12 protein-coding genes and 1 pseudogene are annotated in these 13,852 nt (G+C 64.4%); 3 read left to right on the top strand and 10 right to left on the bottom strand.

The window, feature by feature from the left end:
- Positions 1-21: 21 nt before the first annotated feature.
- The 8 genes and pseudogenes from J5M73_RS22385 to J5M73_RS22350 form a co-directional block, all read right to left on the bottom strand.
- Positions 22-513 (bottom strand): GNAT family N-acetyltransferase, encoded by a 492-nt coding sequence (locus J5M73_RS22385; RefSeq protein WP_102863585.1) that lies wholly within the window; start codon positions 511-513, stop codon positions 22-24.
- Between the two features lie 157 nt (positions 514-670).
- Positions 671-1,798: a cell division protein ZapE gene (gene zapE, locus J5M73_RS22380; RefSeq protein WP_207816155.1), complete on the bottom strand. Its 1,128-nt coding sequence runs from the start codon at positions 1,796-1,798 to the stop codon at positions 671-673.
- A 103-nt stretch (positions 1,799-1,901) separates the two neighbouring features.
- The gene (locus J5M73_RS22375) at positions 1,902-2,240 is read right to left on the bottom strand and encodes a ketosteroid isomerase (protein WP_102863481.1); all 339 of its coding nucleotides are present in this window, start codon (positions 2,238-2,240) and stop codon (positions 1,902-1,904) included.
- A 52-nt stretch (positions 2,241-2,292) separates the two neighbouring features.
- Complete coding sequence (locus J5M73_RS22370; RefSeq protein WP_102863480.1) at positions 2,293-3,012, bottom strand: YafY family protein; 720 nt, start codon at positions 3,010-3,012, stop codon at positions 2,293-2,295.
- 96 nt (positions 3,013-3,108) lie between these two features.
- Positions 3,109-3,186 (bottom strand): annotated as a pseudogene (locus J5M73_RS31900) (arginase family protein); the annotation flags it as partial.
- A 48-nt stretch (positions 3,187-3,234) separates the two neighbouring features.
- Positions 3,235-5,670 (bottom strand): TonB-dependent receptor, encoded by a 2,436-nt coding sequence (locus J5M73_RS22360; RefSeq protein WP_243433891.1) that lies wholly within the window; start codon positions 5,668-5,670, stop codon positions 3,235-3,237.
- A 161-nt stretch (positions 5,671-5,831) separates the two neighbouring features.
- Positions 5,832-6,788, bottom strand: coding sequence for a FecR family protein (locus J5M73_RS22355; RefSeq protein ID WP_207816151.1), 957 nt, complete (start codon positions 6,786-6,788; stop codon positions 5,832-5,834).
- Positions 6,781-7,293, bottom strand: coding sequence for an RNA polymerase sigma factor (locus tag J5M73_RS22350; protein ID WP_102863477.1), 513 nt, complete (start codon positions 7,291-7,293; stop codon positions 6,781-6,783). The genes J5M73_RS22355 and J5M73_RS22350 overlap by 8 nt, the downstream gene beginning before the upstream one ends.
- A 257-nt stretch (positions 7,294-7,550) precedes the next feature.
- Here J5M73_RS22350 and J5M73_RS22345 point away from each other — a divergent pair, with 257 nt between their 5' ends.
- On the top strand, positions 7,551-8,990 hold the full coding sequence (locus J5M73_RS22345) for a nucleobase:cation symporter-2 family protein (RefSeq protein WP_207816149.1): 1,440 nt from the start codon (positions 7,551-7,553) through the stop codon (positions 8,988-8,990).
- Positions 8,991-9,157: 167 nt separating this feature from the next.
- A complete protein-coding gene (locus J5M73_RS22340) occupies positions 9,158-9,619 on the top strand; it encodes an LEA type 2 family protein (protein ID WP_102863475.1) in 462 nt (153 codons plus the stop codon).
- A 3-nt stretch (positions 9,620-9,622) separates the two neighbouring features.
- On the opposite strand, the gene glsB is transcribed toward J5M73_RS22340, so the two are convergent.
- Positions 9,623-10,531: a glutaminase B gene (glsB, locus tag J5M73_RS22335; protein ID WP_102863474.1), complete on the bottom strand. Its 909-nt coding sequence runs from the start codon at positions 10,529-10,531 to the stop codon at positions 9,623-9,625.
- A 504-nt stretch (positions 10,532-11,035) separates the two neighbouring features.
- Between glsB and J5M73_RS22330 the strand changes: the two genes are divergently transcribed.
- On the top strand, positions 11,036-12,289 hold the full coding sequence (locus J5M73_RS22330; RefSeq protein ID WP_207816147.1) for a ferredoxin reductase family protein: 1,254 nt from the start codon (positions 11,036-11,038) through the stop codon (positions 12,287-12,289).
- On the opposite strand, the gene J5M73_RS22325 is transcribed toward J5M73_RS22330, so the two are convergent.
- Positions 12,290-13,825: an MFS transporter gene (locus tag J5M73_RS22325; protein ID WP_207816145.1), complete on the bottom strand. Its 1,536-nt coding sequence runs from the start codon at positions 13,823-13,825 to the stop codon at positions 12,290-12,292.
- Between the last annotated feature and the right edge of the window lie 27 nt (positions 13,826-13,852).

Here is a 13,852-nt window from a genome sequence, read left to right as displayed (position 1 = left end):
CAGGGGGGCTGACATCGGACATTACAAAGCTTTGCTCCAGAACAGCATGCGGCCATGGGCGGGATCGAGCATGGCATTGGCGAAACCGCAGGCCTGGTAGGCAGCCTGGGCCTGGGCGTTGCCTTCCAGCACTTCCAGGGTGATCTTGCAGCAACCCCGTTGCCGGGCAATGTCCTCGACCTTCTGCAGCATCCGCTTGCTCAGGCCCTGGCCGCGAAAGCTGTCCAGCACCACCACGTCGTGAACATTCACCAGAGGCCGGCAGGCAAAGGTGGAAAAGCCCTCGAAGCAGTTCACCAGCCCCACCGGCTGGCCCCCGGCAAAGGCCAGTACGCTGAACGCCTGAGGTCGCTTGGCCAGCTCTGCCGGCAGTTGCTGAAGCTGGTCCGGCGCCAGAGCCTGGCCGCCGCCCATGGGGTCCTGGGCGTAATGATTGAGCAGCACGCCTATGGCTTCGGCATGCACCGGGTTGCTGTAACTGGCTTGCAGCACCACGACATCGGCAACGTCCATGTTCATCCTCGATCAATGCAGTGAAAGTGAGCGTTCAGGGCTCAGGCAGCCTCGATTGTAGGCTGGGGGATTTGACCAAACGAAGATTTTTCTCCCTCCTTCTGCAGAAAAATCCTAATGATTGGCCAGGATGAACCACAGCCGGAAGCCCTTCCCCTCAAGCGCGAGGCTGGCTGGCAAAGCGTTGCAACTGCATTTCCTGCAGGCGGCTCAGGGTGCGGCGGAAGGGAAACTCCAGGTAACCCTCGGTGTACAGCTGCTCCATCGGTACCTGGGCCTCCAGATAGAGCGGCACCTTGCGGTCGTAACATTCATCCACCAGGGCAATGAAGCGGCGCACGCTGTCGTCATGGATCGACAGTTGCGGCAATTCGCGATCCCCTGCCACCACCCGCTGGGCGCCATCCTCGGTGCCTCGGGCAATGCGTCCCGGGCGTTGCTGGGCACTGAGGTTGGGGACCTGGCTGAGGAGGATCGCACTGAACCTGTCACACAGCGCCATGAAGTCCATGGCGGAAAACGGCTGTTCGCACAGATCGGCAAAACGGCACCAGATCACGCTGCCGGCGGCCTTGACCACCTGCACCGGCCGATAGCCGATCAGCAGCGGTTCAGTGGAGACCGCCTGGCCGCCGCTCAACTGCTGGAACAAGGGTTCCAGGGCGCTGGGCTGGCCCTCGACACTGAGCCAGTAGCGTTGCGCCGCGGCCCCCGGATGCAGACGGTGATCCTGCTCGCCGTCCACCGCCACCACTTGCATGTGCTGGCTGATGGCGCTGATGGCCGGGAGGAAACGTTCACGATTGAAGCCCTCGGCATACAGCTGCTCGGGAGGCTGGTTGGAGGTGCAGACCATGACCACGCCCTGCTCGAACATCACCTGGAACAGGCGTCCGAGAATGATCGCGTCACCGATATCGTTGACGAACAACTCATCGAAGCACAGCACCCGCACCTCTTCGGCGAGCTCCCGGGCCAGGGCCTGCAAGGGATCGGCGGTGCCGGTGAGCTGGAACGAACGTTGGTGCACCCAGCCCATGAAGTGATGAAAGTGCTGACGCCGCGCCGGCACCCGCAGGCTCTGGTAGAACTGATCCATGAGCCAGGTCTTGCCCCGCCCGACCGCACCCCACAGATAGACCCCTTGCACCGCTGTACGCCCCTGATGCAGGGCCTCGTGGCAGTTCTGCAAGGCTTGCACGGCCCGCGCCTGTGCCTCATCGGCGACGAAGCCGTCCTGCTCCAGGGCATGCCGATAGGCGCTCAAGGGGGAATCGAATGGCATGGGCCGCTGGCCTCCCGGCAAAAAAGCCGCAGTATGCCACCGCGCCCCATTCCATGGAGGAACCGGCTGCCGGCGAACCGCCCGACACACCGGTCGACAAGCCTCAGCGGGAGATATCCAGCCGTGCAATCCGTCCCTGCGGGTCCAGGCGAAAGGTGTAGCGCAGCGTCTGCGGGCTGGCGGAAAAATCCCCGCAGACCAGGCTGTCCAGCAACACCTTGCCGGTGCGCTGCTGGACCCCGAGGATCTGCAGCCGTGGACGCACGCGGTGGCTGGCGTCCATCCAGCGGGCAATCTCCTGCGGCCCTACCCGGTGCTCTCGCTCGTCGAACACTTGGGCCTCGGCGGCAAAGATCGCCGCCGCCACCGAGCTGTCGCCAGTGTTGGCCGCCATCACGTAGGCGCGGATCGCCGGGGCCAGTGAAGCGTCGATACCTGACATGAGAAAAGCTCCTGATAAGTCGATGATCGCGCCATGTTAAAAGCCCCGCGCGTCATTTCCTGTCAGGAGTGAATTGACCGCCCTGCTCGTCCTTTTGCAGGCACTGGCGCCAGGCTCGCAGCCAATCGCTGCGCCGCCCCGGATAGGCCTGTCCCTGCTCCTGGGCCGCGGCAATGCGGTCGGTGCGAAAGGTCCGGTAATCGCCCCGTAGCTCGCACCAGGCGACGATCACCCGGGCCTCGTTGAGAAACCCCAGAGCCAAGGGCCAGATCAGCCGCTGGCTGGGGTTGCGATTGACGTCGGCATAGTCGATCAACAGCTTGGCCTGGTGCCGGATCGCCTGGCGGAACACGTTCAACGACACGCTGTTGTCGGGAAAGCCCCAGCCCGCGGGGCCCGGCAGCAAGGTCGGGTTGCGCAGGGCATCCTGGGCCGCCGGGGCCAGCACGGCGGCGATCTTGGCCATGGCATCAGCCGCAGCCTTGCTCAGCACCTCGTCGCCACGCTGATCGACATAACGCAAGCCCAGGACCACGGCCTCGGTCTCGTCGGCATTGAGCATCAGGGGCGGCAGGAACAGCCCGCTGCGCAACACATAGCCGATGCCCGCCTCACCGTAGATCGGCGCGCCCAGTGAAGTGAGCTCGGCGATATCGCGGTACAGGGTGCGCTCGGACACCTCCAGCTCCGCCGCCAGGGTGGCTGCGGTGACGGGACGGCTCTTGCCCCGCAGCATCTGCAACAGGGTGAGTAAACGGCTGGCTCGCGACACCTTGGGTGGACTCCGGAGAAAAAACACCGGCGCAGAATATCAGAGCCTCCTGACAGTCAGTGTCAGGAGGCTTGTGAGGCGAGACAGGCAATGTCCACGGATGCCACGGGGCCCGAAGCGTGCTCCGCAACGGCTGGTGGTGGCGGTGTCGAAGGGCACGCCACCGAGGAAGACCTGCTGCGGGCCTTTGCCTGGGCCGTGCCGATCCCGGGGCATGGCCCCTCAGTAGGCCATGCTCCAGCTCAGGGTGTAGGTGCGGCCACGACCCTGGTAGTCATACAAGTAGTCCGGCCCATAGGTCGGTGAGTAGAACAGCTTGGCGCGCTGGCCCCAGACGGTGCTGTATTGCTTGTCCAGCAGGTTCTGGATACCGCCGCTGAAGGTGCCGAAGTCGGTGTCGTGGCTGCCCAGCAGGTCGAAGGTGGTGTAGCCGTCGATGGTGTTGGGGGCGTCGACGCTGTGAGTGGCGTCGATGACCTTGACCGCATCGTCCTTGAGGGTGAAGGCGTGGTTGCCCTGCAAGCGAATGTTGCTGCTGTCACCCTTCCAGCCGACGAAGGCGGTGAGTTTCGACAGCGAGGCATAACGGGCGTCGCGCTTGCTCCAGCCGCCGTTCTTGTTCTCCTCCTCGGAACGCACGGCATGCAGGGTGCCACCCACTTCCCAGCCGTTCTGGAAGTGCCGGGTCAGGGCGCTCTCAAAGCCGTAGTCGCGGCTTTTCTGATCCTTGACGTCAATGGTCAGGGTGGCCTGGTCGGTGCTGATCACCTTGTCCGACCAGATGTAGTACAGCGCCGCCTGGGCCTCCCAGTCGCTATCGGAGAAGCGCCAGCCGGTCTCCACCTGGCGGCTCTTGATCCCGGCCAGGGGGTTGTCGTCGACGCTCAGGCCCGGCTTGCCGTAGAACTTGGCCGGGTCCGGCAGATCGAAGCCCTCGCCGTAGTTGACCCAGACCTGATGACCGTTCTTGAAGTCGTAGATGCTGCCCAGGTTGTACAGGTTGACCGCATATTGGTTGCTGCCACCGGGGACGTTCTTGAAGCGGCCGACATCCACGTCCATCTGCTGACGCCGGTAGCCGCCGGAAACCGTCAGGTTGTCGGTGGCATGCCAGTCCAGTTGGGCGTAGCCGGACAGGCCGTCGACCCGATAACTGGGATAGCGCGGCGCCTTGCTCAGGGTCACCAGATCCAGACCGCCACTGTCCGAGGAAATCTGCTGATCGAAGGTGCTCTGCTCGGCATTGAAGCGCTCCCGGTCCAGGTCCACGCCGTAGGTGAGCTTGAAGGCATCGAGCTCCTTGGCCAACAGCGCCTTGAGGCTGGTGACCTCGAAATTCTGCTGCGACGCGGCAAAGTACACGCCCTTGGAGCCTGCGGGACTGCCGCTGTTGTAGTAGGGGAACGGGAAGAAATTGTTGTCTTCCTTGCGGTACGAGGCCTGCAGGTAGAAGTCCTGACCCAGCACATCGCTGTGGTGATAGTTGGCGTTGAGCAGCAGGCGCTTGGTCCGCGGCTCCAGGTCGGTGGAATAGCCGCCCCGCAGCTCGGCGTTTTCCAGGTTGGACGGTGCCCGGTACTTGAGGTTGGGGAAATAGATCCCGGTGCTGCCGTGGTTGCCCGAGTCGTAGTACTGGGCCAGCAGGTCCAGGCTCTGCTCGTCATTGAACTGCAGGGCCAGGCTGCCCATCAGGTCCAGGGTGCGGTTGTACTGCAGGTCGGTCTGGGTGTTGTCGATGAAGATCTGTTTGCCGGCGCCGTCATAGAACGCCTGGTTCTGCTCCCCCGCCACCGCCAGCCGGCCGCTGATGGCTTCGTTGCCGCCGCTCACCGACTGGGCGACGCGGGTGCTCAGGTCATCGCTGTTGTTGAAGCCACTGCTGGCCCCCAGTTGGGTCTCGAACCGCGCCGGGCCCGGTTCGCCTTTCTTGGTGACGATATTGATGATGCCGCCGGTGGCGCCGCCGCCGTAGATGGCGCTGGCCCCGGACAGCACTTCGACGCGCTCGACGTTGAACGGCGAAATGCTGTCGAACTGCCGGGACAGGCCCCGGGAACTGTTCTGGCTGACCCCGTCGATCATCACCAGGACGTTGCGCCCGCGCATGTTCTGGCCATAGTTGGTGCGCCCTTCAGGGGCCAGGTCGAGGCCCGGCACCAGCTTGCCAATGGCTTCCTTGAGGCTGACTCCGGTACTCAGTTGCTCGCGCAGCTGGCTCTGCTCCACCACCCACACCGTGCCGGGGATCTCACTGATGGCGGTGCTGGTGCGCGACGCCACGCTGACCTGGGTCGGCTTGAGGTTGAGGCTGGCGGCCGGCACGGCGCGACGCAGGATCACCGTGCGCGAATCGCTGAAGGACCAGCTCATGCCGCTGCCGGCCAGCAGTGTCTGCAGGGCCTGGGCCAGCGTGACCTCGCCATTCAGGGCCGGTGCTTGCAGGCCGTCCACATCAGCGGTGGTGTACAGCAGGCGCAGGTCGGCCTGATCGGCAAAACGGGTCAGTGCCTGATCCAGGGGCTGGGCCGCCAGCTTGAGCGCCACCCGGCGCTCCTGGGTGCTGCTGCCCTGGCTGGTGGAGCTGGCGTCCTGCGCCTGGGCCAGCAGTGGGCTCACGGCACCGGCGAACAGCGCCTGGGCCAGTAATGTGCGGCGCATGAGGTGTTGACCGCGCCCCAGTATCGACAGCTTGAACATAGCTTTCACGTGTTCCTTCCCAGCCCGTTGAAATGACGTCAATGAGAATGATTGTCTTCTCAGTCTCACTACGACGATTGGCCGGGAAAGAACTTGCAGTGCCCCAAGCAAAAAAAATCCACTCAGTGCAAAACCGCCAGCCACGGCAGGTAGGTCACCTGCAGCGGATAACGCTGCTGCAAGGCCTGCAGCGAACCTTGCGGGTCGTGCAGATCGAACACACCGCTGATGGCCAGGGCCGCCAACTGGCTATCGGAGATCAGAATGCGACCATGCTGATAACGCTCCAGCTCGCCAATCACCTCGCCCAGGGGGCGACCGTTGAAGATCAGCTTGCCCCGCTGCCAGGCGGTGAGACTGGCAGCGTCCACGGCTTGCTGGGCCAGCAGCGGCTGGCCGGATTGATACTGCAGACGCTGATCGGCCTGGAGCAGTACCGGCGCATGATCACCAGTGAACTGCACCTGGCCTTCACGCACCACCACCGTCAGCCGACTGCCGTCGCGGCGCAGGCTGAAGGCGCTGGCGGCACTGTGCAGGTATTGGCCGTCGGCCTGCACCACAAACGGCCGTTGGGGGTCGGCAACCGGCTCGAACAGCGCCTCGCCAGATTGCAGGATCACCCGGCGCTCGCCCGCCGAGTACGCCACCGACAATGCGCTACCGCTGTTGAGCGTGACCCTGGAACCGTCCGCCAGGGTGATGTGCTGTTGCTGGCCGACCGCGGTGTGGTAGTCCGAGGTCAGGGCCGGCCACTGCCACCAACCGACGCCGCTGGCCACGGCCAGTACCAGGGACGCCACCAGCGCCGGCCAACCACGCCAGGAACCGGTGGCTGTCGCCGCCCGGTGCTGTTCGGCGGCCCGGGTCTGGCCCAGGTCGCCCCACAGCTGCTGCGCCTCTTGCGCTGCTGCCGCGTGGGCCGCACTGGTCTGGCGCCATTGCTGATAGGCCATGCGCTGGGCCGCCGTGGCGTTGCCGGAATGCAGCAACACCTGCCATTGGAGTGCAGCGTCTTCAAGGCTTTCGGAGTGTTCGGTCATGGGGATGTCGGCGGCGGGCAAGGGGGAATCACTCATGATGCTGTTGCAGCCAGTCGCGGCAATGGCGCAGGGCCTGGCCGATGTATTTTGCCACCATGCTTTCGGAAACGCCCAGGCGTAACGCAATCTGCGCCTGAGTCAGGCCTTCCAGGCGATTGAGCAGCAAGGCCTGGCGGGCGTTGTCCGAGAGTTGCGCCAGGGCCTCGTCGAGCACCGCCAGGCGTTCCTTGGCCAGCAGCACCGCTTCCGGCGCCGGTGCCGGGTCCACCACTTCACGGTGTGGCTCGGTGTCGCTGAGATTGGCCGCCAGGCGCTGCTCGCGGCGCAGGGTATCGATGGCCAGGTTGCCGGCAACGCGAAAAATGAAACGGCGATCGTTGTGCACCTCCACCGTCTGCTGGTCGACCTTGAGCAGCTTGAGATAGGTGTCCTGGGCCACGTCCGCCGCCCGTTGGCGATCGCTCATGCGCCGGGTGAGAAACTTCAGCAGATCGTCGTAGTGCTCTTGAAAGCTGCGCAGCAGGCTGGGTATGGGCAGCATCGAGGGAAGGTCCGCAAATCGGGGAGACGGATTATTCCACAACGGCAAATGAGAAACAGTATCTTTCGTATCCCTGCAAAATTGACCCTTTGCGCCTGTTTGCCCTTCTGACAACAGGACCTTTCTGGCATCCTGCGCCTCCTTTTTCTGACCGGGTGCGCAAGTCTTGTCCGATGCCATGACATTGCGGCCCAAGTCCCGTCCACTTTCCGGCGTGCGCCCTGGCGTTTTCGCACGCTACTGGCAGGCCTTCTCTCATGACCGCACCTGATCGTTCCCCTCCCCGCTACAAGTCCGACCTGATCTACGGCCTCAATGACCGTCCGCATTTCAGCGCGGCGATCTTCGCCGCCCTGCAACATGTGCTGGCCAGTTTTGTCGGCATCATCAGCCCGACCCTGATCTTCGGCGGCGTGCTGGGCCTTGAGAACGAACTGCCCTACCTGATCAGCATGGCGCTGTTCGTCTCCGGCCTGGGCACCTTCGTCCAGGCCCGGCGCCTGGGGCCCATCGGCTCGGGCCTGCTGTGCGTGCAGGGCACCAGCTTCTCCTTTATCAGCGTGCTGCTCAGCGCCGGCTTCATGGTCAAGGGTCGTGGCGGCAGCACCGACGACATCCTCTCCACCATCTTCGGCATCTGCTTTGTCGCGGCCTTTATCGAGATGTTCCTCAGCCAGTTCATCGGCAAGCTGCGCAAGCTGATCACCCCGGTGGTCACCGGCACCATCATCACCCTGATGGGCCTGTCACTGATCAAGGTGGCGGTCACCGACATGGCCGGCGGCTACGGCGCCAGCGACCTGGGCGCGGCGAGCAACCTGGGGCTGGCGGCCCTGGTGCTGCTGACCATCGTCGTGCTCAACCGTTTCAACCACCCGATGCTGCGCCTGGGCTCGATCGTCATCGGCCTGACCCTGGGCTTCGTGGTGGCCTGGATGCTGGGCCGGGTGGACATGGCGGCCCTGCCCGACGTGCCGCTGGTGAGCGTGCCGGTGCCGTTCAAGTACGGTTTTTCCTTCGACCTGATTGCCTTTATTCCCCTGGCGGTGATCTTCCTGATTTCGCCCCTGGAAGCGGCCGGCGACCTGACCGCCAACTCGATGATTTCCCAGCAGCCGGTGAAAGGCCCGCTGTACATCAAGCGCATCAAGTCCGGGCTGCTGGCGGATGGTTTCAACTCGGCGGTGGCGGCGGTGTTCAACAGCCTGCCGATGGTGACCTTTGCCCAGAACAACGGGGTGATCCAGTTGACCGGCGTCGCCAGCCGCTACGTGGCCTACTTCATTGCCGGGCTGCTGGTGTTGCTGGGGCTGTTCCCGGTGATCGGCGCGGTGCTGCAACTGATGCCCAAGCCGGTGCTGGGCGGCGCCACCCTGATCATGTTCGGCACCGTGGCCGTGGCCGGGATCAAGATCCTCGCCGAAGCCGGCCTGCATCGGCGCAACGTGCTGATCGTGGCCATTTCCTTGGGCATGGGCCTGGGGGTGGCGGCGGTGCCGGAAGTGCTGCGTGAGCTGCCCAAGGCGCTGCACAACATCTTCGAGTCGCCGATTACCGTGGGCGCTTTCTGCGCGATCTTGCTCAACATTTTCCTGCCGGAGGAATTCCTTGAGCTGGAAGAGGATGAGTTCGACCCGGAAGCCGCGACCCTCAAGGTGATGCAAGACCCGGACATGAGCGGCAAAGCGAACTCCTGAGGCTGGCGGGCGTCTATGCTGCGTGCGCGGGTGTTGGGCTCTCGGCTTTGGAGGTTGGTCGGGGGTTTTCCAGGCAAGGCCCTGGGGGCCTTGTCGCAGCCTCGCAGGCTCGGCAGCGGCTACAAGGTGCCGGTCCGTCATTCATTTCCATTGTTGACAGGTATTGCATGCGTAGATTGATCGCCTTGACCCTGGTACTGCTCAGTCTCAGCGCCTGTGCGCTGTTGCCCAACCGCGACCCGCTGGCGATCAACGTGGTGGGCATCGAGCCACTGCCCAGCCAGGAGCTGGAAATGCGCTTCGCGGTGAAGCTGCGCCTGCAGAACCCCAACGAAAATGCCATCGACTACAACGGCGTCGCCCTGGACCTGGAAGTCAACGGCCGCCCGCTGGCGTCCGGAGTCAGCGACCAGCAAGGGCATATCGGCCGTTACTCGGAGGACATCCTGGTGATTCCGGTCAGCGTCTCGGCGTTTTCCGTCCTGCGCCAGACCCTGGGGTTGAGCCAGACCCAGACCTTGGACAACCTGCCTTATGTACTGCGAGGCAAGCTGGCCGGCGGCCTGTTCGGCACCCAGCGTTTCATCGATCGCGGGCAGATCAGCCTGAGCAACCCGGGCGCCTGGTAAGTCCTAGAACACCGACCAGCCGATGCGTTGGCTGAGCAGCTCCAGGGCCGCCATGCCCACCAGGGAGTTGCCAGCGCTGTTGAGTTCAGGTGACCACACGCACACCGTGAACTGCCCCGGCACCACCGCGACAATCCCCCCTCCCACCCCGCTCTTGCCCGGCAAGCCGACCCGATAGGCAAAGTTGCCGGCTTCGTCGTACAGGCCACTGGTGGCCATGATCGAGTTGACCTGCTGGGTCTGGCGCCGAGTGAGGATCTGTTCACCGCTGTGCTTGCAGAAACCGTCGTTGGCCAGAAAGCAGAACGCCCGGGCCAGATCGACGCAGCTCATGCGCAAGGCGCAGTGGCTGAAATAACTGCGCAGCACCGCCTCCACATCGTTATGGAAGTTGCCGAAGGACTGCATCAGATAAGCCATGGCCGCGTTGCGGGCACGGTGCTGGTATTCCGAATCGGCCACCCGGCCATCCACCATCACCTGACTGTTGCCCGACAGGCGCCGGACAAAGTCACGCATGGACAAGGCCGGCGCGGCGAAGCGCGACTGGTTGATGTCGCAGATCACCAGGGCCCCGGCGTTGATAAAGGGGTTGCGCGGCCGCCCCCGCTCGAACTCCAGCTGCACCAGGGAGTTGAACGGCTGCCCCGAAGGCTCGTGACCCAGGCGCTCCCAGATCGCCTCGCCGGAATGACCGATGGCCTGCACCAGACTGAAGACCTTGGAAATACTCTGTACCGAAAACGGCGTGTCGGCGTCACCGGCGCTGAACACCTGGCCGTCGTTGCCATACACGGCAATCCCCAGCTGGTTGGCTGGCACATCGGCCAGGGCGGGAATGTAGTTGGCGACCTGGCCTTGGCCGATCAGGGGGCGGACTTCATCGAGGATCTGGTTCAACAGGGCTTGCATGGTCGGGCTCATCGTCACGGGCCCCGATACGGCTGCGGGGCTATGGCTGCTAGACGCGCGCCAGCGCCTGCGCAGCACACCCGTGTGCAAATCCTCCGCCACCTCGCAGGCGCCAGCCGGGCCAACGCCATCGCGGAGCCGGTTTGCCAACCCAAACACGCCCTAGCCCTGCACAGGTCTCGAAGGCCCCTTAGCCGGCCAGCCAACTGCTCCTCGCCCGTTGCCGCAATGCCCAGCACATGAAATCGAAATGTAATTGAGATTCGATCATTTTCAGCAGTCATAAAACACCGTATCGATGACCAAAATCAGCTTGAATTAAGGTTCAAGCGCTAGAATGGCACCCGGTCACGCGCACAAAAACCTGTCATATCCAGCTTTACCCCAGCGCCACACCATTCCATGCATCGCTCCCTTTGGCAGCGCCCACCCGTTGCAAAGGGGCCCTTTGCGGCAGTCGATGTTCATGCCATGACGGCATTTCCTGAGCGGAGTCATGCACCCTTGAAAACCTGGCACACGATCGTCGGTGTCCTGCTGATCACCACCTTCACCCTCCTGCTGGAGATTCCTTCCGCCACCTGGCTGACCTCCGCCACCCTGAGCATGATCCTGGGCAGCACGGCCTTGGCCTACATGGCCCTGTCCTGCCTGCTGGCCGCCCGCTGGGGCTTGGTCGAGCGCCTGTTCGGCGGCCTCGACCGGGTCTACGAGGTGCATAAATGGCTGGGTATCTGGGCCCTGGCGTTCGCCAGCTATCACCTGGTGTTCAAGGCCAACCTGGAAGAATGGAACAGCGTGCCGATCCTCGAACTGTCGAAGTACTGGACACGCCTGGTGCGCCAACTGAGCTACGTGGCCCTGGGCCTGATCGTGCTCCTGGCGCTGAACCGCAACATTCCCTACAGCCAGTGGCGCTGGTGGCACAAGCTGTCCGGCCCGCTGTTTCTGATCGTCATCCTGCACGGACTGAGCTTCAAGTCGCCCATCACCCTGGACTCGCCCTCCGGTCTCTGGCTCGGCGCGCTGTGCATCCTCGGAGTGCTCGGGGCCCTGTACAAGCTGCTGCTCTACCCTTTCGTGGCCAAGGTCGGCGAGTACCAGGTGAGCGCGGTCAAGGTGGAGAAGAACTCCCTGCACCTGGAACTGACCCCCCTGGGTCGGGGCTTTCCGTTCAAGGCCGGCCAGTTCGCCTTTTTGTCGATGCAGGAAAAGGGCCTGCGCGAGCCGCACCCCTTCACCATCGCCAGCGCCCAGAGCGAAGACGGGCGCATCGAATTCGTGATCCGCGCCCTCGGCGACTACACCCAACGGCTGCGCAAGCAGGTGCAAACCGGCATGCGCGCTGACCTCTACGCGCCTTATGGTCGCTTCAAGCGGCCTCGGGAAGCGGCGCGGGAAATCTGGATCGGCGGCGGCGTGGGCATCTCGCCGTTCATTGCCTGGCTGCAGGATTCGGCCGCCGGGCAGTTCGACAAGGCGACCCTGGTGTACTGCTACAACCCGTCCCGGGCCTTTCCCAGCGTCGACACCCTGCAAGGCATGGCCCAGGCCCGTGGCGTGGACTTCGTCGCCAACAGCGGCGGCACCGAATCCCTGGCCCAGACCCTCAAGCGCACGGCCACGGAAACCGACCCGCAGCAGATCCAGATCAGCTTCTGCGGACCCAAGGGCCTGCTGGCCCAGGTGCGGGAGCTGATGAACGAATACCGGATTCCCGAAGGCAACCTGCACTACGAGTTCTTCGAGTTCCGCTGATCAGTCACGGGCCTGACACGGGTGGCGCGGCTCATGCAACGCCACCCTCACCACCAGGGCAGCCAGCAGGGTGATGACCATCAACACCTGCAACAGCTGGCTGAATGCCTGGGAGTAGATGTGCAGCAACCCTTCCCGGGACAACGTCGGCAAGGACCCGGCACTGGCCGCCAGATCGCCACCGGCCAACTGCCGCGCGGCCAGCAGCGACTCCCCCGGCAGTGCCAGGCTTGCAAGGCCGTGCTGCAACAGCCCCGCCAGCAGCGCCACCACCAAGGCCAGGGCAATGCCCTCACCCGCCACCCGGGTGGTACTGAAGATGCCACTGGCCATGCCAGCCCGCTCCTTGGGCACCACGCTCACCGACAGCCCATCCATCAAGCCCCAGGGCAATCCGCTGCCCAGGCCGATCAGCAGCAATGGCCAGGCCCGCTCGACCGCGGCCTGCCCCGGCTCGATCCGACTGAGCCAGAACAGCCCGCCGGCGGCCACCAGCAAACCCAGGCTCGACAGGTTGCCGGCGCTGAACCAGCGGTTGAGCCAGCCCGCGGCAAAGGGCACCACCAACATCGGCGCCGACAGGGCCATCATCAGGATGCCGGCGTCGATCTCGCTGTAGCCTTCGACGCCGATAAAGCGGATCGGCAGCAGGATCAGCAGCACCACGTAGCAGTAGCAGGTGGCGATGGGCAGCACTTGCACCCCGACAAAGCGCGGGTAGCGAAACAGCGACAGGTCAAGCATTGGCCGCGAGGCCCGGCGCTCCACACCAATGAACAGCCCCAGCGCCAGCAGCGCTCCCGCCAGCAACAACAGGACCCAAGGGCTGTCCCAACCACTCTGGGGCGCCAGCAGAATGCCCCAGGTGAGCAACACCAGGGCCAGGGTGAAACTCAAGGTGCCGGGCCAGTCCACGCCCTGGGCCTCGGGGTCCCGGGATTCCTCCATGCGCGGCACGCCAAAGCCCAGGGCCAGACCACCGATCAGCGCTCCGGAGACAAAGATCCCGCGCCAGCCGCTGTGCTCGATCAGCACCCCGGCAAGGATCGGCCCAAAGGCCAGACCGACGCCGAAGGTGGTGCCCAGCAGGCTGAAGGCGCGGGTTCGCGCAGGCCCTTCGAAGGCCTGGGCCAGGGCGGCCGAGCCACCGGCCAGGGCAGCGGCGCCTGCCAGGCCCTGGACTGCGCGCAACAGGTTGAGCCACAGCAGCGACGGCACGAACACCAGGGCCAGGGAGCTCAGGCCGAACAGCGCTACCCCCAGGCTGAACAAACGCTTGCGACCGTACTCGTCGGCCAGGGTGCCGGCCGCCATCAGCACACTGCCGAAGGTCAGCATGAAGGCGTTGGTGGTCCAGCTCAGGGCCAGCGGGCTGCCCCCCAGTTCGCGGCCAATGGCCGGCGTCGCCACCGCCACGCCGACAAAGGTCAGGGGCAACATCAAGGCCGCCAGACAGACCGCGGCCAGTACGCCATAGGAAGCCCGCTCGCGGGCACGGGCCGACTGCCCCAGGGACAATTCGAGTTCAGGATTCACACACACCTCTCAGCCCTGGTAACCCGG

Origin of the sequence: Pseudomonas sp. 50_B, assembly GCF_017491625.1 — a bacterium.
Classification (GTDB): Bacteria; Pseudomonadota; Gammaproteobacteria; order Pseudomonadales; family Pseudomonadaceae; genus Aquipseudomonas; species Aquipseudomonas danubii.
This window is presented reverse-complemented; position numbering and strand designations above follow the sequence as displayed.